Annotated in this window: 20 protein-coding genes; 11 read left to right on the top strand and 9 right to left on the bottom strand. The window is 66.7% G+C overall.

Annotated features, from left to right (window positions below; translation table 11 throughout):
• Positions 1-10: 10 nt before the first annotated feature.
• Positions 11-100: a K(+)-transporting ATPase subunit F gene (gene kdpF, locus N4261_RS11710; protein WP_261760309.1), complete on the bottom strand. Its 90-nt coding sequence runs from the start codon at positions 98-100 to the stop codon at positions 11-13.
• 385 nt (positions 101-485) lie between these two features.
• On the opposite strand from kdpF, the gene N4261_RS11705 reads away from it, so the two are divergent.
• From N4261_RS11705 to N4261_RS11670, 8 genes are all read left to right on the top strand, one after another.
• A complete protein-coding gene (locus N4261_RS11705; protein ID WP_261760308.1) occupies positions 486-1,580 on the top strand; it encodes an SPFH domain-containing protein in 1,095 nt (364 codons plus the stop codon).
• Between the two features lie 17 nt (positions 1,581-1,597).
• The gene (locus N4261_RS11700) at positions 1,598-3,196 is read left to right on the top strand and encodes a DUF4178 domain-containing protein (RefSeq protein WP_261760307.1); all 1,599 of its coding nucleotides are present in this window, start codon (positions 1,598-1,600) and stop codon (positions 3,194-3,196) included.
• Positions 3,197-3,277: 81 nt separating this feature from the next.
• A complete protein-coding gene (locus N4261_RS11695; RefSeq protein WP_261760306.1) occupies positions 3,278-3,502 on the top strand; it encodes a DUF350 domain-containing protein in 225 nt (74 codons plus the stop codon).
• Between the two features lie 511 nt (positions 3,503-4,013).
• Positions 4,014-4,859: a hypothetical protein gene (locus N4261_RS11690; RefSeq protein ID WP_261760305.1), complete on the top strand. Its 846-nt coding sequence runs from the start codon at positions 4,014-4,016 to the stop codon at positions 4,857-4,859.
• Between the two features lie 179 nt (positions 4,860-5,038).
• Complete coding sequence (locus tag N4261_RS11685; protein ID WP_261760304.1) at positions 5,039-5,452, top strand: PA2779 family protein; 414 nt, start codon at positions 5,039-5,041, stop codon at positions 5,450-5,452.
• 93 nt (positions 5,453-5,545) lie between these two features.
• Positions 5,546-6,487, top strand: a complete 942-nt coding sequence (locus N4261_RS11680; RefSeq protein ID WP_261760303.1) for a PA2778 family cysteine peptidase — start codon at positions 5,546-5,548, stop codon at positions 6,485-6,487.
• 803 nt (positions 6,488-7,290) lie between these two features.
• Positions 7,291-8,922 carry a polyamine aminopropyltransferase gene (locus N4261_RS11675; protein ID WP_261760302.1) on the top strand — a complete coding sequence of 544 codons (1,632 nt, stop codon included), beginning with the start codon at positions 7,291-7,293 and terminating at the stop codon, positions 8,920-8,922.
• A gap of 26 nt (positions 8,923-8,948) precedes the next feature.
• Positions 8,949-10,580, top strand: coding sequence for a flavin monoamine oxidase family protein (locus N4261_RS11670; protein WP_261760301.1), 1,632 nt, complete (start codon positions 8,949-8,951; stop codon positions 10,578-10,580).
• A gap of 1,259 nt (positions 10,581-11,839) precedes the next feature.
• On the opposite strand, the gene N4261_RS11665 is transcribed toward N4261_RS11670, so the two are convergent.
• From N4261_RS11665 to N4261_RS11635, 7 genes are all read right to left on the bottom strand, one after another.
• Positions 11,840-12,091, bottom strand: coding sequence for a MoaD/ThiS family protein (locus tag N4261_RS11665; protein WP_261760300.1), 252 nt, complete (start codon positions 12,089-12,091; stop codon positions 11,840-11,842).
• A gap of 19 nt (positions 12,092-12,110) precedes the next feature.
• Positions 12,111-13,331 carry a molybdopterin molybdotransferase MoeA gene (locus tag N4261_RS11660; protein WP_261760691.1) on the bottom strand — a complete coding sequence of 407 codons (1,221 nt, stop codon included), beginning with the start codon at positions 13,329-13,331 and terminating at the stop codon, positions 12,111-12,113.
• Positions 13,332-13,416: 85 nt separating this feature from the next.
• Complete coding sequence (gene thrC / locus N4261_RS11655; RefSeq protein ID WP_261760299.1) at positions 13,417-14,826, bottom strand: threonine synthase; 1,410 nt, start codon at positions 14,824-14,826, stop codon at positions 13,417-13,419.
• Positions 14,823-16,736 carry a tetratricopeptide repeat protein gene (locus N4261_RS11650; RefSeq protein ID WP_261760298.1) on the bottom strand — a complete coding sequence of 638 codons (1,914 nt, stop codon included), beginning with the start codon at positions 16,734-16,736 and terminating at the stop codon, positions 14,823-14,825. The genes thrC and N4261_RS11650 overlap by 4 nt, the downstream gene beginning before the upstream one ends.
• A complete protein-coding gene (locus N4261_RS11645; protein ID WP_261760297.1) occupies positions 16,717-18,066 on the bottom strand; it encodes a hypothetical protein in 1,350 nt (449 codons plus the stop codon). Before N4261_RS11645 ends, N4261_RS11650 begins: the two co-directional genes overlap by 20 nt.
• Before the next feature lie 19 nt (positions 18,067-18,085).
• Positions 18,086-19,396: a homoserine dehydrogenase gene (locus tag N4261_RS11640; protein ID WP_261760296.1), complete on the bottom strand. Its 1,311-nt coding sequence runs from the start codon at positions 19,394-19,396 to the stop codon at positions 18,086-18,088.
• A 26-nt stretch (positions 19,397-19,422) separates the two neighbouring features.
• On the bottom strand, positions 19,423-20,649 hold the full coding sequence (locus tag N4261_RS11635; protein WP_261760295.1) for a pyridoxal phosphate-dependent aminotransferase: 1,227 nt from the start codon (positions 20,647-20,649) through the stop codon (positions 19,423-19,425).
• A gap of 159 nt (positions 20,650-20,808) precedes the next feature.
• Between N4261_RS11635 and N4261_RS11630 the strand changes: the two genes are divergently transcribed.
• From N4261_RS11630 to N4261_RS11620, 3 genes are all read left to right on the top strand, one after another.
• Entirely contained in the window at positions 20,809-21,183 is a 375-nt protein-coding gene (locus tag N4261_RS11630) for an Mth938-like domain-containing protein (RefSeq protein WP_261760294.1), read from the top strand.
• A 128-nt stretch (positions 21,184-21,311) separates the two neighbouring features.
• Entirely contained in the window at positions 21,312-21,791 is a 480-nt protein-coding gene (locus tag N4261_RS11625; RefSeq protein WP_261760293.1) for a peroxiredoxin, read from the top strand.
• A gap of 403 nt (positions 21,792-22,194) precedes the next feature.
• Positions 22,195-23,907, top strand: coding sequence for a PhoH family protein (locus N4261_RS11620; protein WP_261760292.1), 1,713 nt, complete (start codon positions 22,195-22,197; stop codon positions 23,905-23,907).
• A gap of 299 nt (positions 23,908-24,206) precedes the next feature.
• Here N4261_RS11620 and N4261_RS11615 read toward each other — a convergent pair whose 3' ends face one another.
• Complete coding sequence (locus N4261_RS11615; RefSeq protein ID WP_261760291.1) at positions 24,207-24,914, bottom strand: winged helix-turn-helix domain-containing protein; 708 nt, start codon at positions 24,912-24,914, stop codon at positions 24,207-24,209.
• Positions 24,915-25,274: the final 360 nt, after the last annotated feature.

The raw sequence follows: 25,274 nt of genomic DNA, 5'->3' as shown, positions 1-25,274 counted from the left end.
CGACGCGGGTTCAGAACTTCTCGGCGCGCCACAGCGCCACGACGAGATAGACAAACAGGCCGGCGCTGACCAGGCCGGTCACCCAGTACAGGCCGCTCATGGCTGACCCTCCAGACGGTGGCTGGCGAGGGCCAGCCCGACCGCCACGAGGAACAGCAGCAGGCTCAGGCCGAGAAACAGTGCATCCATGATTCAGAGGCCCCGTATCGGACAACGGGGACGTTTTGGGATGCCTGAACTCTAGAAAGCGCCGCCTCAAGGCCTCGTAGAAGCGGCGGGTCGGGGTATCAAGAAGTCGTAAAGATGCGGCGGCGGAGCCCGCCACCGGACGCGGCCATGACCTGTGGCACCTCCGCCCGCCCGGCATCCCGCCGTGCGAACCCCGACCGGAGAGCCCCCCTCAGGGGGAGCGACCGGCAGCGCTGCGCTGAGGGATACTCGCGTTCGCGATCGCGTTGGATCGCATTCCTTTTCGGAGCAGCGCCATGGGCCTGATGGACTTCATCAAGAAACAGTTCATAGACATCATCCAGTGGACGGAGGATGACAACGGCGTCCTGGCCTACCGCTTCCCGATGCAGGACTTCGAAATCCAGTACGGCGCTTCGCTGACCGTGCGCGAATCGCAGATGGCGGTCTTCATCAATGAAGGCAAGGTGGCCGATGTCTTCGGCCCCGGCATGTACAAGCTGACCACCCAGACGCTGCCGGTCCTGACCTACCTGAAGAACTGGGACAAGCTGTTCGAATCCCCGTTCAAGAGCGACGTCTACTTCTTCAGCACCCGGCAACAGGTTGACCAGCGCTGGGGCACCACCCAGCCGGTGACCATCCGCGACAAGGACTTCGGCGCGGTGCGCGTGCGCGCCTTCGGCAACTACAGCTACCGCGTGGTGGACCCGAAGAAGTTCCACACCGAAATTTCCGGCACCCGCGAGCGCTACACCGTCACCGAACTGGACGGCCAACTGCGCGGCTTGATGCTGCAGCACATCAGCGATGCAGTGGCGCAGTCCGGCATCCCGTTCCTGGATCTCGCGGCCAATCAGGTCGAGTTCGCCAAGGCCCTGCAGGAAGCCACCTCACCCGCGTTCGATGCGCTGGGCCTGAAGCTGGAGATGGTCACCCTGCAGAACGTCTCGCTGCCCGAGGAACTGCAGAAGATCCTGGACCAGAAGATCGGCATGGGCATGATCGGCCAGAACATGGGCCAGTTCCTGCAGTACCAGACCGCACAAGCCATCCCGAAGCTGGCCGAAGGCGTGGGCTCGGGCGGCGGCGGCGTGGCCGGCGACGCCATGGGCTTGGGCGCCGGGCTGGCCTTGGGCCAGACGCTCGCCCAACAGCTGCAGGCGGGCCTCGCACCCGCCAACACTGCTGCCGGGGCAGCGGCTGCAGGTACGGCTGCAGGTACGGCTGCAGGTGCAGCCGCAGCGCCGGCGGTGCCTCAACCGGTCAGCCAGAGCGCCGACGAGGTCCTGCTTCTGTTGGAGAAGCTGGGCGACCTGAAAGCCAAGGGCATCCTGACCGACGAGGAATTCGCCGCGAAGAAGGCTGAACTGCTCAAGAAGTTGAGCTGATCCCCGAGCACACCTGATTGGCTACCCCGTCGCCCCAGCGCCGCTGGCAGGCCCTGTGCCCCAACTGCGGGGCACCGGTCGAGTTCGCCTCGGCCGCGTCCGCCAGCACGGTCTGCAGCTACTGTCGCTCCACGCTCCTGCGTGAAGGCGACGCGCTGCGCAAGATCGGCACCAGCGCCGAACTCTTCGAGGATTACTCGCCGCTCCAATTGGGCGCGGCGGGCCGTTTTGCGGGTGCCGCCTTCACCGTCGTCGGCCGGGTTCAGATGGCCTATGCGGACGGCAGTTGGAATGAATGGCATGTGCTGTTCGACAACGGCGAGGGCACCGGACGAAGCGGCTGGCTTTCCGAGGACAACGGCAGCTTCGTCCTGAGCTTCGAAGCCCCGCTGAAGGAACGTGCCCCATCGATCGGGCAGGTCCACGTCGCCGGACGCCAACTGCTGGCCGGCCAGTCGTGGCAGGTCGCCTCCAAGGTCGACGCCACCGTGGCCGCCGCCGAGGGCGAACTGCCCCACCCGCCTCATCTGGACAACAGCTTCTGGGTGGTCGACCTGCGCAACACGCAGGGCGAGGTCGGTACGCTGGACTACAGCGACCCGGCCGCACCGACCTGGTCGGTGGGCCGATCGGTGCGTCTGGCCGACCTGTCCATGGTCGGGCTGCGCAACGAAAGCGGTGCCACGCTCAAATCCAAGGCGTTGCCCTGCCCCCACTGCGGCGCCGCACTGGAACCGCGGCTGGAGAACACGCAGTCGATCGTCTGCGGCCAGTGTCATTCGGTGGTGGACATCTCCAAGGGGGTGGGCGCCGACCTGACCAGCTACCAGCAGAACAACGGCGGCGAGCCGCAGATTCCGCTGGGCACCACCGGCCAGATCGCCCTCAGCGGCGGCGCCACCAAGCCTTGGCAGGTGGTCGGCTACCTGGAGCGCTGCGACATTCCGGAAAGCAGCGAGGACGAGCAGACCTTCTGGCGTGAATACCTGCTGTTCAACCAGATGGAGGGCTTTGCCTTCCTGGTGGACACCGAGGAAGGCTGGAGCCTGGTCCGCCCCATCACCGGCGCGCCGGACAGCGCCAAGCGCGATTCGGTCGACTACCAGGGCAAGACCTTCAAGCGCCGCTGGAACTACACCGCCAAGGTCACCTATGTGCTGGGCGAGTTCTACTGGCGCGTGCGCCGGGAGGAACGGGCCCTGGTGCGCGACTATGAATGGCGAAACGGCAGCCGGCTGGAGTTGCTCAGCGCCGAGCAGACCGGCAACGAGATCACCTGGAGCTACGGCCGCAATGTCGACGCGGCCGAACTCCGGCGTGCCTTCGCGCTGCCGGAAGACCGCATGCCGGCGATCAAGCGCGACATCTCGTCGGGCATGGACCAAGGCAAGCTGCTGCGCAACATCGTCATCGGCATGCTGCTGATCGTGGTGGTGTTTGCGTTGCTGCGGGCCTGCAGCAGCGACGACTGCGCCAAGTTCAAGGACACCTACGGCGCCTCCAGTGCCGAATACCAGCAATGCAAACGCGACAGTCGCGGCAGCGGTACCGGCTACGGCGGCTCCAGCGGCGGCTCCTACGGCGGCTACAGCAGCGGCGGCGGCGGGCACAAATAATGCGGGGCCTGGTGCCCCGCACCCCGCCCCGCATCTTGAACGACAACAGCGAGAACAGCGCGAACCGCGCAGGAGAACGACATGGAAGGCTTCGAGTGGCTCAAGCCCAGCATCGTGCTGGGGTCCATCCTGTATGCCGTCATCGGTGTGCTGGTGTTCTGGATCAGCTTCGTCATCATCGACAAGCTCACGCCCTACAAACTCTGGGAAGAGATCGTGGAGCACAAGAACATGGCGCTGGCGGTGGTGGTGGCCGCGATGTGCCTGTCGATCGGCCAGATCGTGGCAGCGGCGATCCACGGCTGATCCTCGGCACTGGGGCAACCCACCCATCCGCCCGCATCGGGCTGCCGCGTCACCGTGATCCCGCCCAGCCGCCGCCTGAGCCACGCACCGGTTTGTGACGCGTCGTAACGGCGCTTGGTGCGCGTTCGTCACCCCCCTAGACTCGCGCGCCCTACGTCGGCACGCGTTCGGGCCCGCGCTCTGCCAGGTCGAGCGCATGGCAGCAGCGCCGCAAGCGGTGCGACCGGCACGACCTGCACGACCGAGTCTGCACCCGGCCGGCAGTACGACATCTGAAAGCGCCACCAGCCGGTTGTTCCGAGAAACGACCCGACGTGCTGCAAATTCCGTCAGTTCCGCCGATTTCGCACGGCTCTCCGCGCTTTGAACGGCAGCATTCAGCGTCCGGTCGCCTACCGTTCGGATGATCGAGGATTGCTGTCCTCCGTTCGCTGTTCGCTGTTCGCTGTTCGCTTTCTGCCTCCCGCTGCTCCGCGATCCCGTTCTGAATCCTTCTCGCTGTCCTGTCCCGATGAGCCGTCCGCACCTGCTTCGCCCCACCCTGCTCCCGAAACTGCCGCTGGCCCTGCTGTTGGCTTGCGCCCTCATCGGTCCGGCCGTGATCCCGCCAGAGGCATTCGCCACGTCGATTGCGATCGCGCCGAGGGGAAAGCCCGGCCCGACCGCCAAGAAGGCCGCCGAGGCCGCTTCAGCGGCTGCCGATGCGCAAGAGGCGTCGACCTTGGACTCCGAGGCCGCTGCCGGCCTGTCCGACGAGGCCTTCCGAGCGGACGCCGAAGCTACGGTGCTGCGCAAGGTCGGCGCCCTGGCCAAGCGGGATGGCCTGCGTCTGATGCTTTATGTGCAGCAAGGCCGGCCGGTCATGCTCGACAGCCTGCGTCCCGATCCGGGCGACAGCGCGACGCCCTACATCGACTTCCGCCTGGACGGCATGACCAAGGACAGCGAGTTCTTCATCGTCCGCGCCACGCTGGGCTTTGGCAGCGAAGTGCTCTGGATTTCCCGTGCCGATGGCCAGCGCTATGAGATGCACGGCAATGTGCATCCGTCGCCGGATGGTCGCCACCTGGTGGTGACCCACGCCTCGCCCGGCGTCGAATTCAACGGCGTGGTGATCTGGGCGCGCGAGGCGGGCCGACTGGTTGAGCGCTACCGCTTCCAGCTCAGCCCCGAGCAACGGGCGGTGAGCTTCCGCTTCATGCGCTGGCGCGATGCCAACACCATTGAGCTGGAGCAGTTCGCCGAAGTGGACCCGGATGTCTGCGCCACCGGCACGCTGGACTCGCTGGCCGTGCTGGCCCGCAAGTCCGACCGATGGATCCTGCGCAGCGCCAGCACGCCCCGCTGCTCACGCTGAGGTCATCGGCGCCGGGACTCCGCCCTTGCCAGGCATCACGATTGCCCTGTCGCTGCGCCGCCACGGGTCACCGGGGACCTTGTGTCATGACCGGCATGGTTGTGACCTGAAGTAATCGCGCTTGTAACAAAGCCATCCGGACCCCTAGCATCCTTCACCTCCTCTCACATGGCATTCCTATGCGCCGCACCCAAACCCGTCTTCATCGCCTGATTGCTTCGTCGTTGATCGTGTCCTGCTCGCTGATGGCGGTGCCGATGCACGCCAGCGCCCAGATCGTCCCGACGGACACCCTGGTGCAGAGCACCGCGTCTACCGGTGATGTGGCGGACAGCCGTGCCCGCGTGAACGCCTTCTTCGCCCGTGCCGAAGTGCGCCAAGCCATGCAACAAGAAGGTGTGGACGCGGCCGCCGCGCAGGCGCGCGTGGATGCAATGTCCGACGCCGAGATCCGCGCCCTGGACGGCCGCATCGCCCAAGCCCCTGCGGGCGGTGATGTGCTGGGCATCATCTTCACCGTGTTCGTGATCCTGCTGATCACCGACATCCTGGGCTTCACCAAGGTGTTCCCGTTCACCCGTTCGATCCGCTGATCGGCATCGGCTGATCGGCGTTGGCTGATCGGCTGCGGTTCAGCGGCTGAGCCGCAGCCGATGCCTTGTCTCAAGGTCTGCGATCCTCTGATCATGAAACTCACCCTGGCCGCCCTCTCGGTGGCCGGCGCCCTGTTGCTGGGCGGCTGCGCAAGCACGCCGCCTCAGTTCAGCGCGCTGGAATCCCATTGGCCGGCGCACCTGCCGGCCCGCGTCGACTTGTCGTCGACCACGCCCTTCATTGCCCAGGACGACTACGAATGCGGCCCGGCCGCGCTCGCCATGCTGCTGCAGACGACGGGCAAGCGCGTGACCGTGGAGCAGCTCAAGCCGCAGGTCTTCCTGCCCGGACGCAAGGGTTCCCTCCAGACTGAAATGCTGGTGGCGGTCCGCCGCCAGGGCCTGCCGGCTTATCCGCTGCCGCCGCGGCTGGACGCCCTGCTGTCGGAACTGGCGGCGGGACATCCGGTGGTGGTGTTCCAGAACCTGTCGCTCGAGTTCTATCCGGTGTGGCACTACGCCGTCGCGGTGGGTTATGACCGGGAGCGTCGTACGGTGCTGCTGCACAGCGGCAAGACGCGCCGCCAGGAAGTCGAGCTGCCGGTGTTCGAGCGCACCTGGGCGCGCGGTGATTACTGGGCGATGACGGCGCTGCCGCTGGACCAGGTCCCGGCCTCGCTGGACGGTGCCCAGACCGGTGCCGCGCTGAGCGCACTGGAGCGACTGAACGCCCCGGCGGCCCGTCGGGGCTATGCCACGGCGTTGACCCGCTGGCCCGGCGAACCGGTCCTGCTCATGGGCGCCGGCAACACCGCCTATGCGGCGGGCGACAAGGGCGGCGCAGCCAAACACTACGCCCGCTTGACGGACCTCCATCCCGAGCTGCCAGATGCATGGAACAACCTGGCGCAGGTCATGCTTGAACAAGGCAATCGCGCCAAGGCCTCCCAAGCCATCCAACGCGCCGTTGAACTCGGCGGCCCCCGCCTGGATCAATACAAGGCGCTGCAGCGCAAGATCAGCAACGGCATGTGAGGGTGCTGCGGCTGGGGACATCGTTGACATCGATGTCTTCGGTGATCACAGTGGGGTTTGCGTCTTGGGTGGGGCTGGCAACTTCGCTGACGTTGTTGGCGTCGCTGGCGTGGTTGGCATCGCCGCCGTGGTTGAAGTCGCTGCCTCAGTGAGACCGCGCCATGCCCTCACCGAGCATCGTTGGCGGCAGCGGCCGCCCTCTGCGTTCAGGCGCTCCGCATTCACTCCGAGGGCGGCCGCTGCCGCCAACGCCATCCACCCAGCTCCCCCACGATTCCACGCGCCCCCTCTGCCGCGAATCGCCTCCGTGGAACTTCAGGAGCCGCACTCGCACCCGCACCCTCGCTGCGCCCCCGCACTCCGTACCCGCATTCCTAGACTGCATTCCGCCAAGTCGAATCACGCCAGAACATCAAGGGCGTCAGCCCGCCAGCCAAGCGGAGCGCGTGGACTGGCTTTGCCAGTTCACTGCTTCAGGCGCCCCGCATTCACTCCGAGGGCGGCCGCTGCCGCCAACGCCATCCACCCAGCTCCCCCACGATTCCTCGCGCGCCCCTCTGCCGCGAATCGCCTCCGTGGAATTTCAGGAGCCGCACTCGCACCCGCACCCTCGCTGCGCCCCCACACGCCGTACCCGCATTCCTGGACTGCATTCCGCCAAGTCGAATCACGCCAGAACATCAAGGGCGTCAGCCCGCCAGCCAAGCGGAGCGCGTGGACTGGCTTTGCCAGTTCACTGCGCTCGCCCCCTGGGGGGCCGGCGTCAGCCGGTAGGGGGGTACTTTCCAATATGCTCGGGGGTTATGTCTTCGAATGCATCTGCGGGCGACTCCAGCCTGATTGACGACGTCAGCGCTCTTTCCTATGAGGAAGCTGCAGGCGATGGCGAACCAAACACGCGGGCGTCTCTGCCCGAGATCCTGCTGTTGGCCAGCGTGTTCGTCATTGCCGCCTGCGGGTTGGTCTATGAACTCGCCGCCGGCGCGCTGGCCAGCTACCTGCTGGGCGACTCGGTGCTGCAGTTCTCCACCATCATCGGCACCTATTTGTTTGCGATGGGGGTGGGGTCCTGGCTGTCGCGCTACATCGATCGGCAGTTGGTCGCCCATTTCCTCCGGTTGGAACTGCTGGTCGGCGTGATCGGCGGCCTGATGCCGGCCGCGCTGTTCACTGTGCACAGCGTGCTGCCACCGGGACAACTCGCGGCCTTCCGCATCCTGCTGTATGGGCTGGTGCTGCTGGTCGGGGCCCTGGTGGGACTGGAGATCCCGCTGGTGATGCGCATCCTCAAGCGTCACTTCAAGAAGCGTTATGCGCTCAAGGAGCTGGTCTCGCAGGTGCTGACCTTCGACTATCTCGGTGCCCTGCTGGTGGCGCTGGCCTTCCCGCTGTTGCTCGTGCCCTACCTGGGGCTGGTGCGCACCGGGCTGTTCTTCGGGCTGCTGAACGTGGCGGTGGCGATCTGGGCCCTGTGGCTGTTCAGGGCCGAGCTGCGCGGCTGGCGCTCGCATGCGGTGGCCTGCGCGGTCAGCGTGCTGATCCTGGCGCTGGGCATGGCCGGGGCCGACCGGTTGAGCACCTGGGCCGAGGACCGCTTCTACGGCGAGCACATCCTGTTCAAGGAGAGCAGCAACTACCAGCGCATCGTGGTGACGCAAGGTCAAGGCGGCACGCGCCTGTTCCTCAACGGCAACCTGCAATTCCACTCGCGCGACGAATACCGCTACCACGAGGCCCTGGTGCATCCGGCGATGGCGGCCCAGGGCGCACCGCGTCGGGTGCTGGTGCTGGGCGGCGGCGACGGCATGGCCGTGCGGGAGGTCCTGCGCTATCCGTCGGTCCAGCAGATCACGCTGGTGGAGCTGGATCCGCAGATGACACGGTTGTTCTCGACCATGCCACTGCTGCGTCAACTCAACCATGAGGCGCTGCTCAGCCCCAAGCTGACGATCGTCAATGCGGACGCGTTCGGTTGGCTGGAGCAGCATGACGAGCCCTACGACGTCATCATCATCGACTTCCCCGACCCCAGCAATTTCGCGCTGGGCAAGCTCTACACCGCCAGCTTCTATGCGCTGATCGACCAGCACCTGAGCGCATCGGGTTATGCGGTCATCCAGTCGACCTCGCCACTGGTGGCGCCGCGCAGCTTCTGGACGGTGGTGAAGACGGTCGAGTCGGTGGGCATGACCGCCACGCCGTATCACGCGCATGTGCCGAGCTTTGGGGAGTGGGGCTATGTGATGGCCAGCCGCCGGCCCTGGGCGATGCCGCGCGCCCTCCCCGCCGGGCTGCGCTTCATCAGCCTGGACGGTTTTCCGGCCCTGATGAGTTTCCCGCCCGACATGGCCCGGCCCGAGGGGCTGGAGGTGAACCGGCTGTCCAACCAGTCGCTGGTCCATGAATTCGAACGCGAATGGGGCAAGTTGCATTGAGCGGGCCCAGGTCGACGATGCGGGGCATGAACCGCCGGGATTGCTTGGCGCTGGGCCTGCTGCCCTTGCTGTCCGCGTGCGAGGGCGAAGCGCGTCCGGTGGCGCAGCGGCTGGCGGACCGGCTGGCCGAGCTGCCGGGGGGCTGGGTGGGGGCCGATGCTGCGCGAGGTCACCGGCTGCGGGCGGCGCCGCCGGCGTGGAGCGCCGTCACCGGCACGCCGCGCCGTGCGCAGGTGCTGGTGCTGGGCGCCGGGATCGCCGGGCTGGCCTGCGCGAGGCGGCTGCGGCTTCAGGGCGTGGACGTGGCGCTGCTGGATCTGGAGGATCGTCCGGGCGGCAACAGCCGAGGCCATCGGATCACGAATGGCGCCGATCAGGCCCAAGGGCTGCGGTGTCCGTTGGGGGCGCACTATCTGCCGACGCCCGGCCCCGAGGCGACGGAAGTACGGGCCTTGCTGGAGGATCTGGGGCTGGCGCGGCATGAGTTGGGGCGCTGGGTCTACGACGAACGGTGGCTCTGCCACAGCCCGCATGAGCGGCTCTGGTGGAAAGACCACTGGGTGGATGGACTGCTGCCGCCGGCCGAATCGGCCCAGACGCAGGACCAGTACCGCCGGTTTGCCGCGTTGGTGGAGCAGGCTCGGCATGAGGTCGGCTTTGCGATGCCCAGCACCCATCACGGGTGGTCGGCGGCCCACCAGGCGCTGGATGCACAGACCTTCTCGGTCTGGCTGGACAGCCAGGGACTGAACGCGCCGCCGCTGCGGTGGTACCTCGACTACTGCTGTCGCGACGACTACGGCGCCGATGCGACCCAGGTGTCCGCTTGGGCGGGACTGCACTACTTCGGCAGTCGCCACGGGTTCATGAGCCTGGAGGAGCGGGAATCGGTGCTGACCTGGCCGCAAGGCAACGGATGGCTTTCGGAGCGCTTGGCCGCGCCCTTGGCGGATTCCTTCCACGGAGGGCGCACCGTGCTCCGGGTGCGCGAGGAGCGGCACTCGGTGCAGGTCATGGCCTGGAACGAGCAGACCCAGGCGGCTGAACGGTGGGAAGCGCCGCAGGTGGTGATGGCCATGCCCCTGTTCATCGCGGCTCGGTTGCCCGAGCAACCGCCCGCCGCGCTCACTGAGGCCGCTCGGCTGATACGGTATGCGCCTTGGCTGGTCGCCAATCTGCTGCTGGATGCGCCGCCCCTGGAGCGCGTGGGGGCGCCGCTGTCCTGGGACAACGTCGTCTTCGGCGGGGAGGCGCTCGGCTATGTCAATGCCAATCAGCAGACGCTCGATCCCAGTCGAGGGCCGATGGTGCTCACCGCCTATCGCGCACTCCGCTTGGATCAACGGTCGGCGCTGTTGACGCAGGACTGGCGGGGCTGGGCCGCCCAGGTGCTGGCAGACCTCGCGCCCCTGCATGCGGATCTGCCGGAACGGGTTCAGCGGGTCGACCTCATGCGGTATGGGCATGCGATGAGCATCCCGCATCCCGGCCTCCGAGGGTCGGTGCCGCTCGAAGCGCTGCGGACACGAGACCACGGGCGGTTGCAGTTCGCGCACGCCGATCTGGCGGGGTACTCGGTGTTTGAAGAAGCCTTCACCCAGGGGGAAGTGGTGGCGGCTCGGGTTTTGGGGGCTCGGGTTTTGGGGGCTCGGCGTTGATGCCTGGTTTTTTGTTGATGGCTTCCTCGGTGGGCTTTCTCACCGCGTGAGAGCCCGCCGGGGTTTCGGCCCGGCAGCCGAGTCCCTTTCTGGCGCCCCAGAAAGGAACCAAAGAACGCCTCCCTCCCGGCGAGCTTGCTCGCTGTCATCCCCCCGTCGCTCGTCTCTCCGCTCCGAGACTCCTCCAGCCCTGCTACTAGAACCCCCACCACTCGCTGACACTACCCACTCCTCGCTGCGAACGCTTGCCCGCTTTCGCGGGACGCGCCAACCGTTCAACGCAATCCTTCCACCCCCACCGACACTCGCCCTAAGCGGGGCTCGTCTTTCACGCATCCCGACCGACTGGATTTGCTCGCGTCATATGCCGCCCGACTGATGCAGCTTTCGGCGACGGCATGCACCGCCGTCACGTTCTGTCCTGCGATGCCATGCCATGGGTGGTGAGGACCCCGGAGTCCGAGGCGGTACGAGAGCCGATCGTCACCAAGTCTCGCGAATCTTTAACCGGCGCGCCGGCGATGGCGATGGCGATGGCGATGGCGATGGCGTGGATGTACCGCGGACGAGCCCCGTCTAGCGCGAGTGTCGGTGACGGTGGGAGGACTGCGTTGAACGGTTGGCGCGTCCCGCGAAAGCGGGCAAGCGTTCGCAGCGAGGAGGAAGGCACGAGCGTGGATGTACCGCGAACGAGCCCCGCCTAGGGCGAGTGTCGGTGACGGTGGAAGGACTGCGTTGAATGGTTGGCGCGTCCCGCGAAAGCGGGCAAGCGTTCGCAGCGAGGTGGAAGGCACGAGCGGGGATGTACCGCGAACGAGCCCCGTCTAGCGCGAGTGTCGGTGACGGTGGGAGGACTGCGTTGAACGGTTGGCGCGTCCCGCGCAAGCGGGCAAGCGTTCACAGCGGGGAGGAAGGCACGAGCGTGGATGTACCGCGGACGAGCCCCGCTTAGGGCGAGTGTCGGTGACGGTGGGAGGACTGCGTTGAATGGTTGGCGCGTCCCGCGCCAGCGGGCAAGCGTTCGCAGCGAGGAGTGGGTAGCGTCAGTGAGCGGTGGGGGTTCTAGTAGCAGGGCTGGAGGAGTCTCGGAGCGGAGTGACGAGCGACGGGGGGATGACAGCGAGCAAGCTCGCCGGGAGGGAGGCGTTCTTTGGTTCCTTTCTGGGGCGCCAGAAAGGGACTCGGCTGCCGGGCCGAAACCCCGGCGGGCTCTCACGGCGGTGAGAAAGCTCGCCGAGCAAGCAAAAAACAGAGCCCCATCACCCCCCCGTCACGGGCGGAAAGAACGCCACCTCCGCCCCATCGGGGATGGAGACGGTTTCCGAGCTCATCTTCTGATTCAGCGCGCACCGCACGGCCTTGCCCCGGGCCAGGACGGCGGCGTGGGCGTCGCTGGAGGCGATCAGTTGATCGCGGAGTTCCCCAAGGGTGACCCCATCCTGATGGGCGAGGATTTCCTGCGCCCCCAGCGCCTCCCGCAGCGAGGCGAAATAACGAACGGTGATGGACATAAAAAAGCCGTGGAAGGCGTCAGAACAGTTCGTTGAAGGGCAGGAACCGCACCACCTGCCCGGGCTGGACCACCGTCCCGGGCGCGAGATCGACCACCCCATCGGCCCAGGCGGCCGAGCTCATGACTCCTGAGCTCTGATTCGAGAACAGCTGCAACCCACCTTGCTCAGAGACCCGCACCCGAAGGAACTCCCGCCGTTTGTCGGCCTTGGTCCAGGCGAACTCTGCCGGCAGCAGATAGCCCCGGGGCGCGAGCTGAGTCGCCCCTTGCATCCGCAGCAGCACGGGCCGCACGAACAGCAAGAAGGTGATGAAGCTGGAGACCGGATTTCCCGGCAGCCCCATGTACCAGGTGCGCCGGCCAGTGGAGGTGACTTCACCGAAGGCGAGCGGCTTGCCGGGCTTGATGGCGATCTGCCAGAGATCGAGCCGCCCTTCCCGCTCGAGCGCGGGCTTGAGGTGGTCTTCCTCGCCAACGGACACGCCGCCGGAGCTGAGGATCAGGTCGGCGTCACCCGCCGCATCGCGCAGGGCCGCGCGCGTGGCCTCCAGTGAATCGGGCACGATGCCCAGATCCCGCACCTCGCATCCCAGCGACAGCAGCAACGCATGCAAGGTCGTGCGATTGGAGTTGTAGATCTGCGCATGCCCCAGCGGCTGCCCAGGCAGCGCCAACTCATCACCGGTGGAGAACAGCGCCACTTTGGGCCGCACGGCCACGGTGAGTTCGGCGCGGCCGGCGGTGGCCGCCAGCCCGAGCGCTGCGGCATGCAGCCGCGCACCGGCACTCAGCACCCGCTCCCCGAGCCGCACATCCTCGCCGCGACGCCGAATCGCCAGACCCGCTGACACGGCGCCCTGAATGCGGACCTGTCCCAGGCCTCCCGCAGGATCCTTCAGCGCCTCGCACTGTTCCTGCATCAGTACCGCATCCGCCCCCTCGGGCACGAATGCGCCTGTGAAGATCCGCGCCGCCGTGCCCGGCTGCAGCGGTTGCGGCATCGCGCCCGCCGCCACGCGCTGTGACACCGGCAGCACCGTACCCGCGCCGACCACATCGGCCACACGCATCGCATAGCCATCCATGGCGCTGTTGTCACGCGGCGGCACATCCAGCGGCGACAGCACGTCCTCCGCCAACACCCGACCCAGCGCCAGGGCGGTGACCACGGATTCGGTGCGCCCCGACGGCTGCACCTGCGCCAGCAGCCGCTGCAAGGCGTCGTCCATCGACAGCATCGGCGCCCGGACAGGCGCTGCCGCCGCAGACGAGGACACCGAGGCCGAGGCCCCCGCCGAATCGGATTTCAGATCAGATTTCAGATCAGACATGGTCAACGATGAACTGCTTCACGAGATCGACCGACACCGGCATCACCTGCACCCGCTTCGGCCGTGATTCCAGATCGGCCAGCGCGGCCGGGCGCGGAGGCACCAGGCCCAGCGCCTCTTCGATGGTGGCGGCAAACTTGGCCGGCAAGGCCGTCTCCAGCACCAGCATCGGCGTGCCCGCCTGGCGCTGCTCCAGCGCGACCTTCAGGCCGTCGGCGGTGTGGGTGTCGATGACCTGACCGTATCGCTGGTGGCACAGGCGGATCGTCGCCAAACGGTCCGCATGGCTGCTGCGACCGGACACGAAACCAAAGCGCGCGGACATGCGCGCACGTTCCTCGGCGGTGATTTCGAAATAGCCCTGCGTCGCGAGTTGCTCGCCGAACAGCTGGCGCACCCGATCCGCATCCCGGTCCAGCAGATCGAAGACGAAGCGCTCGAAGTTGCTGGCCTTGGAAATGTCCATCGACGGGCTGGAGGTCTCCAGCGTCTGCGCCGCACCGCGCGGACGGTAGACCCCGGTGCGGAAGAACTCGTCCAGCACGTCGTTCTCATTGGTCGCGACGACCAGGCGTTCGATCGGCAGGCCCATCATGCGGGCCACATGGCCGGCGCACACATTGCCGAAGTTGCCCGACGGCACGGTGAAGCTCACCCGCTCGCTGTCGGTGCGGGTGGCCTGGAAATAAGCCGCGAAGTAATAGACGACCTGCGCCAGCAGACGCGCCCAGTTGATCGAATTGACCGTCCCGATCCGGTGCCGACGCTTGAAGTCCAGATCGTTGGACACCGCCTTCACGATGTCCTGGCAATCGTCGAACACGCCCTGTAGCGCCAGGTTGTGGATATTGGCCTCTTGCAGGCTGAACATCTGCGCCTGCTGGAACGGGCTCATGCGGCCGTTCGGGCTGAGCATGAAGACCTGGATGCCGGCCTTGCCGCGCATCGCATATTCGGCCGCGCTGCCGGTGTCGCCCGAGGTCGCGCCCAGGATGTTGAGCGTCTCGCCACGGCGCTTGAGTTCGTACTCGAACAACTGACCGAGCAGTTGCATCGCCATGTCCTTGAACGCCAGCGTCGGCCCGTTGGACAGTGCCACCAGCGCCAGTCCCGGCTCCAGCGGCTTCAGCGGCGTGATCTCCGGCGTGCCGAACACCGCTTCGGTGTAGGTGCGCTTGGTCAGGGCCTTGAGGTCGTCCGCAGGAATGTCGTCGATGTAGAGCGACAGGATCTCGTACGCCAGGTCGGCATAGGCCAGTCCACGCCAACGGGCCAGCGTGGCCGCGTCGATCTGGGGATAGGACTGCGGCAGGTACAGGCCACCGTCCGGGGCCAGGCCCTCGAGAAGGATGTCGCTGAAGTGGCGGGCAGCGGGATCGCCGCGGGTGCTGAGGTAGTTCACGATGAGGTCGCGTTCGAGGAGTCGGAGAATAGCGGTTGAGGGGCCGGGCCGTCGCGCAGCGTGGCCAGATGCATCGAGTAAGCAGGGATATCGGGAAAGCGCTCGGACAGTTCGGTGTAGACGCGCACCGCCTCGTCCCGCAGGGAGGGCTCCGCCGGCAGCGACGACCCCAGGCGGTTCATCAGCCGGGTGCCCAGGTTGTCCAGTGAGAGACGCGTCGGGCCGTCCAGCCGCAGTCGCGCGCGGGCGATCGCGAGGGCTTCATCCGAAACCCGTGTGGCCCGACGCTCGTCGCCCTGAGCGGCCGCCACGACGGCCAGCGCCTCCAGCCCGGTCATGAGCCGCATGTCGGACTCCAGGGACAGGTCTTCCTCCATCAGCAGCCGCCGTAGCTCGACGCTTTCCTGCTGACAGGCCATGGCCTGATCCGCATCGCCCTGCAACAGCTTGACGAAGCCCAGATGCAGCAGGATCTCCGCCAGGTCCGACCGCGCACCGGCCAGCGCCGGATCGGCCGCCACCATCACGCGGGCCAGGCTGAGCGCCTCGGTCAGACAGGCGTCGGCCCTGGCCAGATGGCCGCGACGCTGATGCAGCAGGCCCAGGCTCTCCAGCGCGGTCACCAGGCCATGCCGCAGATGCGCCGCATCGCGCTGTTGGTCCAGCAACTTCCGCCGCAGCGCCAGGCTCTCTTCCGACGCCGAAAGCGCGCCGTCGAAGTCCTGGCTCCGCTGCAACAGCATCGACAGGTCGTCCAGCAACATCGCCAGCAGCAGCACCGGTTCCTTGTCGCGCGGGAAGGCCTGCCGCGCCGCACGCGCCACGTCGATCGCTTGCCGATAGTGCGCCAGCGCCTCGTCCCAGGCCTGACGGGTCCACAGCGCATAGCCCAAGGTCTGCAGCGCCAGTGCCAGATCGCGGGACACGCTCAGGCTCTGTGCAGCCCCCACGCCGCCGATGCCATCGTCGCCAGCGGCTCGACGCGCGTCCGCCAGCGAGACCAGCCGCCGAGCCAGCGCTTCGGCATCGGCCACTTCGCCGTTCTGGATCGCATCTCGGGCTGCCGACAAGGCATCGGGCAGCCAGACGTCGCTGCCTCGCCCGCCGCGTGCGTCCTCCACCGTCGCGGGACGATCGCCGATCGTGGCGTTCCACCGGGTCAGCCAATCGTGCGCGTCATGGGAGGTGACCGCATGCGCGAGCGCACCCGCCGCAGGCACCGACGGCGGCTGCAGCCCCGACTGCGCCAGTTGCGCCATCTGCGCCAATGCCTCTTCGGACGAGCCCAAGGTCACCGTGAGATACCGCGCATGCCACAAGTCCGGCGCCTGCGACGACGCCTCCCGCTGACCGCCGTCCGGCAGCAGCAGCAGGAACGGCCCCGTCATCTCGGCTTCCAGCCGGCTGCGTTGCTCGTTCAGGCGGCTCAGCAATCGGGCGCGCTGAGCCTCCCACGCGGGCTGTCCCGCGCCCCGATGGGCTTCGAGCCACAAGAGCGACGGCGCGGCCTCATCCAGCCGCTCATACAGCGCCTGCAGGGTGTGGACGGCAAAGTCGTCGACCTCCAGCTCGGCAATCTCGACCACCGGCCCGGGCGTGGCGGCTGCGAGGGTCGCATCAGCGTCAGAAGCCAGCTCAGCCTGAATCTCGGCGGCCGTCTTGGCCGCTTGCAGTGCGCCGACATCCAGCGCCCCGACATCCAGACCGGTCGGCGCCATGCGGCGAGGCGGATCCATCCGTTCGGCAACCCGCCGCAGGGCCCAGTCCCGCACCCGCTGGCGAAGCTCCGCCACCAGCCGCTGCTCCTTCACGAAGACGACCAGCAGACCGAAGCGCTGCAATTGCGACATCCGGCGCTCGATCTGGCGCCAGGCCAGCTCGAGGCCGGCGTCAGGCGGTGCCGGGCTCATGCGTGGCCGGCTGCACGGCCGGCGAGGTGCTGATCAGATCCCACAGCAGCGGATTGAGGTCCAGCCACTCGACGCCGTTGCGATAGTTCAACACCGCGCGCACATCGAAGAAATGGGCCACGATGGGCAGGTCCTCGCGGCGCTCCAGGTCCAGCGCATGCGTCTGCGCAATGCCACGGAGCAGCGGAAACTCATTGCGCACGACCAGGTTGCCGATCTCGGCGCGATGGCGCTTGAGCACCACCTCCAGGATCGCATCGCTGGCCTGCAGCGGCAGCCGCTCCTGCTGGAAATAGGCTTCGTCCAGCACATCCAGCACCAGACGACGCAGCAACTGGCGCAGATCGCCGCCAGACGCCAGGATCAGCCGATCCAGCGCCGGCTCCTCGATCAGTTCGCGCCAGCGCGGGAAGCGCCGCTCGACGACATGCCGCATCGCGGCCACGCCCTCGATGCGCGCTTCTCGCCGCGCCGTGGCCGGAGGCTGGCAGACCCGCACCGAGGCCAGCACGAACAACCGCACCAGCGCCTTCACATTGGTCAGGTAAGGCAGGTACGGCGGCACCGAATAGATCATCTGCACGCCCGGGACCCGCAGCTGCGCAATGCCACCATCAAACACCCGGACGATGCGCTCGAACATCGCGCCCGCTTCGCCGCCAATGCCGCGCAGCCGCTCCAGCGAATCAATGGCCAGAACGACGCGGCGGCATTGCCAGGTGGCCCGCACCGCCTCCGCCATGTCGCTGAGATAGGCGCGGCATTCCGCCATCACCCGCTCCTGGCGGGTCAGATCGAAGCTGCGCAGGCGCTCGACGATGCTCTGCTGCTGCTTGCGGAACTCCGCCTTCACGCCGCCGATCGACACCTGGGTGATGTCCACCTCGGTGCGCAGCCAGCCGGTGAACCGCGCCAGCAGGCCGTCCTCGCGCGCCGGCGCCACGCCCAGGCCGTCGGGCTGGGCCAGACGGTCGGCAAAGGCGATGGCCGCCACCAGCAGGAGGCTGAGCGTGTCCAGCGGATGGGTGTCGCTGATGTACTCCAGCGCGTCCACCACATAGGCCCGCGTGTCCGACTGCGCATTCAGCTGCGTGGCCAGCCGGCGCAGCTCGGTGCTCTTGCCGGTGCCGCGCTGGCCGCTGAAGTAGTAGATCTGCCCTTCGTCGTCGGTCCGCCGGATCGCCCGCTCCAGGAGCGCGATCACATCCTCCGCGCCCACCCCGTGGAGGTTGGGCACGTACATCGCGCTGTTCACATCCAGCGCGCCGGGGTCGTTCGCCAACACCTTGGAGAAGTCGTCCAGCAGAGGTCCGAGCGAAGGGGCGTTCATGGCGGAGACCGACCCGAACTCAGGCCAGTTCTTCCTTGCGCAGCTTGACGATCGGCGCGAGCACCGTCTCCAACGCCTGCATCTGGGCCAGCGCCTTGTTCATGCGGCCTTCCTGCGTGTCATGGGTGAGGATGATCAGATCGGTCTGGCTCTCGCCCTCGGCCGACTCACGCTGCAACACCGCGTCGATGCTGATCTGATGCTCGGCCAGGATGGTCGTGATGCGCGACAGCACGCCGGCCTGGTCGGCGACCCGCAGGCGCAGGTAGAAGGCGGTCTGCACCTGGTCCATCGGCAGGATGGGGGTGTCGTTCATCGCATCGGGCTGGAAGGCCAGGTGCGGCACGCGATGGTCGGGATCGGCCGTGGCCAGGCGGGTGATGTCGACCAGGTCGGCAATCACTGCGGAGGCGGTCGGCTCGGCGCCGGCGCCCTTGCCGTAATACAGCGTGGTGCCGACGGCATCGGCCTGCACCAGCACCGCATTCATCGCGCCCTCGACATTGGCGATCAACCGGTTCGCCGGGATCAGCGTCGGGTGCACCCGCAGCTCGATGCCGTTGTCCCGGCGCCGGGCAATGCCCAGCAGCTTGATGCGGTAGCCCAGTTGCTCGGCGTACTTGATGTCTGTGGCCTGCAGCGCGGTGATGCCTTCCACATGGGCCTGGTCGAACTGCACCGGGATGCCGAAAGCGATCGCGCTCATGATCGTCACCTTGTGCGCGGCGTCCACGCCCTCGATGTCGAAGGTGGGATCGGCCTCGGCATAGCCCAGCCGTTGGGCCTCCTTGAGCACCGTGCCGAAATCCAGCCCCTTGGAGCGCATCTCCGACAGGATGAAATTGGTCGTGCCGTTGATGATGCCGGCAATCCATTCGATGCGGTTGGCGGTCAGGCCTTCGCGCAGCGCCTTGATGATGGGAATGCCGCCGGCCACCGCCGCCTCGAAGGCCACCATCACGCCCTTGGCACGCGCGGCCGCGAAGATCTCGCTGCCATGCACCGCCAGCAGCGCCTTGTTGGCGGTGACCACATGCTTGCCGGCAGCGATCGCCTCCAGCACCAGGGTGCGCGCCACGCCGTAGCCGCCGATCAGCTCGACGACGATGTCGATCTCCGGATTGGCGATCACCTGGCGCGCATCCGAGACCACCGTGCAGGCGTCACCGACGATGCTGCGGGCGCGGTCCACATCCAGGTCGGCCACCATGGCGATCTCGATGCCGCGACCGGCGCGTCCGCGGATCTCTGCCTGGTTGCGATGCAGCACCTGGAAGGTGCCGCTGCCCACGGTGCCAATGCCCAGCAGGCCCACTTTGATCGGATTCATGGTCAAACTTTCTGAAGGTCGAGGGGTCAGCGTGCGTGGCGTTTTCGGTAATGCGCCAGGAAACGCTCGATGCGGCCGACGGCCTCACGGAGGTCATCCGTGTTGGGCAGGAAGACAAGCCGGAAATGATCGGGGGCTATCCAGTTGAAGCCCGTCCCTTGGACGATCAGCACCTTTTCCTCGGCCAGCAGGTCGTAGGCGAACTGCTGGTCGTCCTCGATCGGATAGATCTTGGGGTCCAGGCGGGGAAACATGTAGAGCGCACCCTTGGGCTTGACCACGCTCACGCCGGGAATCTGCGAGAGCAGTTCATAGGCGAGGTCGCGCTGCCGCGCCAGGCGGCCGCCGGGGGCGACCAGGTCCTTGATGGACTGATACCCGCCCAGCGCGGTCTGGATCGCCAGCTGCCCGGGGGTGTTGGCACACAGCCGCATCGACGCCAGCATGTTCAGCCCGGTGATGTAGTCCAGCGCATGGCGCTTGTCCCCGGACACCACCATCCAGCCGGCGCGATAGCCGCAGCTGCGGTAGTTCTTGGACAGGCCGTTGAAGGTCAGGGTGAGCACATCGTCGGAGAGCGCGCCGATGCTGGTGTGGGTCTCGCCCTCATACAACGTCTTGTCGTAGATCTCGTCGGCCAGGATGATCAGCTGGTGCTGGCGGGCGATCTCGACGATCTCGCGCAGCAGCGCTTCCGGATAGAGCGCGCCGGTCGGGTTGTTCGGATTGATGACGACGATCGCCTTGGTGCGGGGCGTGATCTTGGCGCGGATGTCGTCCAGGGCGGGGAACCAGCCGTTCGATTCGTCGCAGACATAGTGGATCGGCTGGCCGCCCGACAATGCCACCGCGGCGGTGTAGAGCGGATAGTCCGGCGCCGGGAGCAGGACCTCATCGCCGTTGTCCAGCAGCGCATTGAGCGCCATCACGATGAGCTCGGAGGCGCCGTTGCCCAGGTAGACATCGTCCACCGTCACGCCCGCAATGCCCTTTTCCTGGCAGTAATGCACCACCGCCTTGCGCGGGGCGAACAATCCCTTGGAATCGGTATAACCGGCCGCATCGGGCAGGTTGCGGATCATGTCCTGCACGATCTCGTCGGGCGGCATCAGGCCGAACGCGGCGATATTGCCGATATTCAACTTGATGATCTTCTGCCCTTCCTCTTCCATCTGCCGGGCCTTGTCCAGCACGGGTCCCCGGATGTCGTAACAGACATTGGCCAACTTGCTGGACTTGGTGACGGTCTTCAAGGCTGCTCCACGAATGCGGTAAGAATGCGGCACGGCAGTCGCGCCGCAGGCGCGCTGCACCGGTTCTCACAGAGGGGAAAATCGGAACCCACGATTTAAACACAGGGTATCTGGCCGTCAGACGCACGCGAGCCTGCGTCGCTGCCAAAATCAGCCTCAATGAAATTTCAACTCGACCAGCCGCAGGGCGGCAACATCATTTCGGAACACGATGGCCGGTCCGTCTGGGTCAATGGCGTCGCCCACCGGCACAGCGTGCTGGTGCCTTGGCAGGGACCGGTGCAGGCCTGGGAGCTCAGCCGCTTCGAGGACCTGAGCGAAGCGCACTTCGAGCGCATCCTCGCGCTCAAGCCCGAACTCGTGGTGTTCGGCAGCGGCGCGAAGATCCGCTTCGCAAAGCCGCAGCTCTACCGGGCGCTCATCCAGGCGCGCATTGGCGTGGAAACCATGGACCTGGGTGCCGCCTGCCGCACCTACAACGTGCTGGCCAGCGAGGGCCGCACCGTGTTGGCGGCACTGCTGATCGAGGCCTAGCGCCCCGCGGAGAGCCGGCTCACATGGGTGAGCGACTGACGTGACCTTGCGCATTGGGCGAGGAACAACCCATTACACGTATAATCATCGGCTATGCCCGCCCGGGCACATCTCTCTGAAAACGCCACATGACGCCAGCGCTCAACAAACCTCTCCCGGACATTGAAGCTCTCGCTACGGGAGGCGTGAAGTTCACTCCTCATGCCTTCCACGGTCAAGCCGTCGTGTTGTACTTCTACCCCAAGGACAACACCCCGGGTTGCACCACCGAAGCCATGCAGTTCCGCGACCATCACAAGGAATTTGTGAAAGCGGGCGCGGTGGTGTTTGGGGTTTCGCGCGACAACATGGTTTCCCACGAAAAGTTCAAGCAAACGCTGGAACTGCCGTTCGATCTGATTGCAGACACCGAAGAGAAACTCTGCCACATGTTCGGTGTGGTGAAGAACAAGATCATGTACGGCAAGAAGGTGAAGGGTATCGAGCGTTCGACCTTCCTGATCGATGCCAAGGGCGTGCTGCGTGAAGAATGGCGCGGAATCAAGGTGGCCGGGCACGTGGACGACGTGCTCAAGGCCGTCAAGGCGCTGAAGAAAGAAGCCGCCTGATCCTCGCATTCCACGAGCCAGACAACCAGTATGGCCCGAAAGCCGACCCGGCAACCGCCGCGGTCGGCTTGTTTTTTTGATGCAGCGCCCTTGCATGAGACGGATCAGCCAGCCCGGCAGCTTGCGGTTTTGAATGCCGCCTGTTGTTTTGGTCGGCAGCGTCATCCGATGCCGGCTGCGAGTTGTGCATAATCAGTCGCATGCCCCTGTGCCTGATCGCTGTGTTTCCCAGATCCAAGAGGACGAGCCGCACCGCCCCACGTGCGGCTTTTTGCCTTCTGGACGACACCGCCCGGGCGGCCGCCGCCGACACCTCCGGCCCCGCCCTCGCCGATCCCGACTCGGGCATGTCCCCTGGTCCGCTCGGACCCAGGCTCCTCACGCACGCCTTGCCCACCCGCACATGCCACTGCCCAAGCCTCCGACCAAGCGCGCCAGCCGCCTAGATTCCGCCGCCTACGCGACCAACCTGTCGCCCAGCAAACGCCCTTCCGCGCCCGAGGCCCCACCCGCTCCCGCCGCTCTCGCTGCATCGGCCGCGCTCAGCACCACCGAACTGGCGGTGCCTGCAGCCGCGCCGGCGCGCAGCCGCACCGAGCCCGAGGCCCGGGAATCGCGGTCGGTCAACCCGGCGCTGGCGCTGGTGCCGCCGGTCGCCGACAAGTCGCCCGCCCGGAAGACCACCCCGACCCGCGCCAAGGCGCGCAAACCGGCGGGCGATCCCAAGCTGTTCGTGCTCGACACCAATGTGCTGATGCACGACCCGATGTCGCTGTTCCGCTTTGAGGAACACGACATCTACCTGCCGATGATCACGCTCGAAGAGCTGGACGGCCACAAGAAGGGCATGACCGAAGTCGCCCGCAATGTGCGCCAGGTCAGCCGTGACCTGGACGCGCTGGCCGCCAGCCTGAAGTCCAGCACCATCGAGGAAATGTCCAAGGGCCTGCCCCTGGACCAGACCGGCCACCGTGAGGCCGGCGGCAAGCTGTTCTTCCAGACCACGCTGTTCGAGGCGCCCCTGCCCCAAGGCCTGCCGCAAGGCAAGGCCGACAACCAGATCCTGGGCGTCGTCCAGGCGCTGAAGCAGCAGCAGCCCAGCCGCGAAGTGGTGCTGGTGTCCAAGGACATCAACATGCGCATCAAGGCCCGCGCCCTGGGCCTGCCGGCGGAGGACTACCGCAACGACAAGACGCTGGAAGACTCCGACCTGCTCTACACCGGCGTCCAGGCCCTGCCGGCGGACTTCTGGGAGCGCCACGGCAAGACGATGGAGAGCTGGCAGCAAGGCGGCACCACCTTCTACCGCATCAGCGGTCCGCTGGTGCCCACGCTGCTGGTGAACCAACTGGTCTACCTGGAAGCACCCGGCGCTGCGCCGCTGTATGCCAAGGTGCAGGAGATCACCGGCAAGACCGCCGTGCTGCGCACGCTGCGGGACTTCGGCAATCAGAAGCATTCGGTCTGGGGCGTGACCTCGCGCAACCGCGAGCAGAATTTCGCCCTCAACCTGCTGATGGATCCGGACTGCGACTTCGTCACCCTCACCGGTTCGGCAGGCACCGGCAAGACGCTGATGACCCTGGCCGCCGGCCTGTCGCAGGTGCTGGATGAGCGCCGCTACAGCGAGATCATCGTCACCCGCGTCACCGTGCCGGTGGGCGAGGACATCGGCTTCCTGCCCGGCACCGAGGAAGAGAAGATGGGCCCCTGGATGGGCGCCCTGGACGACAACCTGGAAGTCCTGGCGCGCGGTGACAGCGCCGCCGGCGAATGGGGCCGCGCCGCCACCAATGACCTCGTCCGCAGCAAGATCAAGATCAAGAGCCTGAACTTCATGCGGGGCCGGACCTTCCTGAACAAGTACGTCATCATCGACGAGGCCCAGAACCTGACGCCCAAGCAGATGAAGACCTTGATCACCCGGGCCGGCCCGGGCACCAAGATCGTCTGCCTGGGCAACCTGGCGCAGATCGACACGCCCTACCTCACCGAGGGCAGCTCCGGCCTGACCTTTGCGGTCGACAAGTTCAAGGGCTGGGCCCACAGCGGCCATGTGACGCTGGCCCGCGGCGAGCGTTCACGGCTGGCGGACTTCGCATCAGAAGTCCTTTGAACGTGTAACCGCCTGATCAGCCGAGGGCCCTACGGATCTCGCAGGTCGATTCGACCGCCGGACCGTCCACACAAAGAAAAACCGCCTTCGGGCGGTTTTTTCTTTTGGGCCGTCACGCCCTCCGCAGAGCAGGACACCACCGAGCGCCCGATATGTCCACTTTTTGTCAGTGCCGACACGCGGACATCCGCGCATCCCCGGCGCCACAGGGGGGCGTCGACGTGGAGCCCTTCGCCCCACGGAATCTGGCGCCGACGGCACCCGGCACCATCACCGCATGCCGACGGCGCTCACCCGCCTCAGCGCAGCGGCGGGTCGAACAGGTAACCGACGCCGCGCACCGTGCGAATCAGCGGCGAGCTGGGGTCGTCATGCAGCTTCTGGCGCAGTCGCGAGACCATCAGGTCCACGCTGCGCTCCAGGGCTGTCACCCCATCCCCGCGCGCCAGATGCAGGAGCTCCTGACGCTGCAAGACGCTGTGCGGCCGTTCCAGGAAGGCACGCAGCAGCTTGTATTCGCTCTGCGACAGCACCACGCAGAAGCCACCGGGGCCGGTCAGACGCCGTGTCATCGGCTCGAGCCGGAAGCGGCCGAACATCAGCACCTCGGCCGCATCGCCCTCGCGCGGCCGGAGCAAGGCCCGGATGCGGGCCTGCAGCTCTCGAGGCTCGCCGTCCTTGGCCGCGACCGCATCGGCGCCGCGCTCCAGCGCCAGGACACGCTCGAGCGTGCTGTCATGCTGCAGCAGCACGATCACCGGCATCCGGGACCGTTGACGCAGACGGGTCAGCGCCGCCCAGCCGGCCTCGCGGGCATCGCTGGGGTCCAGCAGGGCCAGATCCACCGGCAGCAAGGGAATCCGATCCAGCAAGGCCGGTTCGCTGCTGTCGGTCACGCGGTAGCCCCAGGCCCGGAGCAAGGCGGCGCAGCGCAGGCGCGCATGGCTGTCGGGGTCCAGCAAGAGCAGATGCGTGCCGGCGGCAGGATCGGGAAAGAGGGAGCTCATCGTCGGCGCCGAAACAAGTGGGTACAGGCCCGAGACTATGCCGTTGCAAACCGCCTGGAAGGCCGATCAGGACGGGCCTCACGGCCCTTTTTACCCGGGGTTTACGGAAACGAAACACGGTTGCGGGCCATGACATGAAGCACCCGGAAATGCCTCGTCCTTCGCACGAATCGCTGGGCGGCGCACGGCCGTCGCCGGAGGTCGACTCACCCTGCTCGGCTACAATGCGCCCCAACGCCGCGGCCCAGTCTTGCCGCGGCTTTTATCTTTTTGAGCTCACGCTCTCACGGCAGCCGAAGACTGGCACCGTCCCGCAGGACAGTGCGCTGCACCTGCTCTTCTCGAGCACCACAACAAAGC

The organism is Roseateles amylovorans (assembly GCF_025398155.2).
Classification (GTDB): Bacteria; Pseudomonadota; Gammaproteobacteria; order Burkholderiales; family Burkholderiaceae_C; genus Roseateles; species Roseateles amylovorans.
The sequence above is the reverse complement of the archived record's forward strand: the minus strand, read 5'-3'. Positions and strand labels throughout refer to the sequence as shown.